This is a genomic window from Longimicrobium sp. (genome assembly GCF_036554565.1).
Classification (GTDB): domain Bacteria; phylum Gemmatimonadota; class Gemmatimonadetes; order Longimicrobiales; family Longimicrobiaceae; genus Longimicrobium.
The window spans coordinates 1-2,498 of sequence record NZ_DATBNB010000014.1 but is presented as its reverse complement, the minus strand read 5'-3'; the positions used below and the strand labels follow the sequence as shown (position 1 = coordinate 2,498).

At 64.1% G+C, this 2,498-nt stretch carries 2 protein-coding genes; one reads left to right on the top strand and one right to left on the bottom strand.

The genetic code is table 11. The features are described from left to right. A partial coding sequence (locus VIB55_RS00455; protein ID WP_331874688.1) for a hypothetical protein occupies positions 1-204 on the bottom strand: 204 nt, incomplete at its 3' end. Here VIB55_RS00455 and VIB55_RS00450 point away from each other — a divergent pair. Next, positions 112-2,498: CHAT domain-containing protein (locus tag VIB55_RS00450; RefSeq protein WP_331874687.1), on the top strand; the 2,387-nt coding region annotated here is incomplete at its 3' end. The genes VIB55_RS00455 and VIB55_RS00450 overlap by 93 nt on opposite strands.

Sequence of the window (2,498 nt, the reverse complement as noted above, 5' to 3'; positions counted from 1 at the left end):
TGGGAACTGGCGCGCACACCAGAGGGACTGGATCTTGGGACGTCGGCCGCCGGTATTGCGCGTCGACGCGAGAACGTGCGGCGGCCGCAACTCCACCGAGGCGGCACGGGCGTGCTGAAAGTGCTCTTGGTAGTCAGCCGCCCCGATGCCGAAGCCGACGTACCGTACCGAGCCATCGCCGCCAAGTTGCTCAATCGCCTGCATGGCCGCGCTGAGGTGACACTGGTGCGTCCGGGGACGTTCCCGGCTTTCGAGCAGATGGTGGAACGCGAAGCGTGGGACTTGGTGCACTACGACGGACACGGAGTCGCGGGCCGGCTGGCCTTTGAAGATGGGCTCGTGGAGGCAGAGCGAATCGGCCGGGTCTTGGCGCGCTCGGGCGTGCCTCTCTTCGCGCTGAACGCCTGCCAATCCGCCGTGCAAGGAACCAGCTTAACACGGGAGGAGCGGGACACCAGTTCCGTCGCACGCGCGCTCGTGGATACGGGCGCAGTGGGCGTGGTGGCAATGGGCGCGAGCGTGCGCGTGAGTTCCGCGGTAACCTTCTTCGACCGCTTTTACACGGAACTCGCACGAGGGGAGACACTTACGGTTGCATGCCAGCGTGCACGTCGGGCTATCGAGACAGGCCAGCAATACGGACCGCTGGATTGGGCTATCCCGGTACTGTACCTCCGGGAGAATGTCGCTCCCTTCCAGCGGCGTACCCCCCTGAACACCGCTGAGGACGACTTGGACGCGCTGCTCTTCGCCGGCGGTGAGCACAGGTCGTCGGCCCTGCAGGGGGTGTTCGTCGGGCGTGACGGAGACCTGTACGTGGTAGACCGGGCGGTGGATCAGTCTTCCCGCGTCCTGCTCTTCGGGCCAGGCGGCATCGGTAAGACAACACTTATGGAGCACCTGCTGCAATGGCGGCAGAGCACTCGGGGCGCGGACCGGATCCTGAGCTTCAGCTTCCGCCATGCTCCGTCTCTGGAGGTGTTGTCTCAGGAGCTCCAAGCGGAAGTGGAGCATGCGCGTCCGTTCACGATTCCACGCTTCCGCACGCCGCAGTGGGCGCACACACCCTTGGGAGACCGGCTGCAGCGCTTAGCGAGTGTCTTGGCGGGTGACACAGGAACGTCGCGGCTGATCCTGTTCGACAACTTGGAGACTCTCGCCGGCTACCCTGAGCCCGGCGCGGGCCCGTACACCGATGATGACCGGACGCACTTTCGGGGGCTGCTCGCAGCGCTAGACGGCCCGAGCTTGCGCGTTGTCCTCACCTCACGGCGCGAGGAAATAGAGTTGCTTGGGGATACGGTGCGCAGGTTCACACTGCGAGGAGTCCAGGGGCTGCACCGGGTGGAGATGCTGCATCGGTATGCCGAGGTCTACGCCGCCGACCGGAGGCTGCGCGAGACATTGGCAGACGAGGCACGCCGAGCAGTCGTTGATGAAGTAGTGCAGGAATTAGCCGGGCACCCGTTAGCAACCCGGGTTGCCGCGTACGGTCTCCAGGAGCGCACCGTCGAGAGCGTGCTTGCAAGCATACGAGGCCAGGCCGAGCGGATGGAAATCCCAGCCTCGGAAGCGGGCGCGCGGGCCGGGAGCTTAGAGGCAGCGTTCGCGGGGGCGCTGGAAGCTGTGCCTGTCGAACGGCGGCGGGCGCTCGGAATGCTCGGGCTATTCGTCGGGCGTTTCCACGAGAGTGATTTCTTGGGGTTGGTGCTGCACAAGTCATTTCCCGCTGGGATTATGGCCGAGCGCACCGAAACAGTGCTACGCCGGGTGCTCTCGGAGGCTCGTCGGCTAGGACTGATCGTGGCTAGCGAAGAGCTAGCACAGGTGTGGGAGATCGTACCGGGGGTGCAGAGAACCCTTGAGGACCTCTGGCGCCGGGAGAGCAACACAGACGCCACAACAGCGCTAGAACGGCACTACGTCTGGTATTGGGCATCCACAGCGGCCGGGTACAGCAAGGCGCTGCATGAAGAAGGCCGCGCGCAATGGGCGCTAGTGTATGCCATGGTTGACGAGGGCAGTCTTCGGAAGGCTCTGGATTGGGCGGAGCGGGCGGCCGAGTGGGCGGGAGCCTTCCCCATGCTGGAACTGCTATTGGACTTGTGGCCGATGCTGGGACGCTGGAAAGAGGCGGATCACTTAAGGAGCCACTGGCTGGCCCGAGTCAGTGACGTCGAGGGCGGACCGCGTGATGGTAGCGACACAACGCTCGTCTCGCTTTGGCGATTCCTGTTAGGCGATTTAGCAAATCGCGAAGCGCAGCACGGCCGGTTGGATGCGGCTGAGCAGATGTATCGCAGGGTCATCGCCCCGCTGGAAGAAACCGATCCTGATGTTCAAAACAGCTTGGCGGTGTATTACCACCAACTGGGGATGGTCGAGCATCGACGCGGGCGGCTAGATGAAGCGGAGTCGTGGTACCGCAAGAGTCTGGCGATCGAAGAAGCGTCGGGGAATCGTCCGGGCATAGCCAGTAGCTATCACCACTTGGGGAT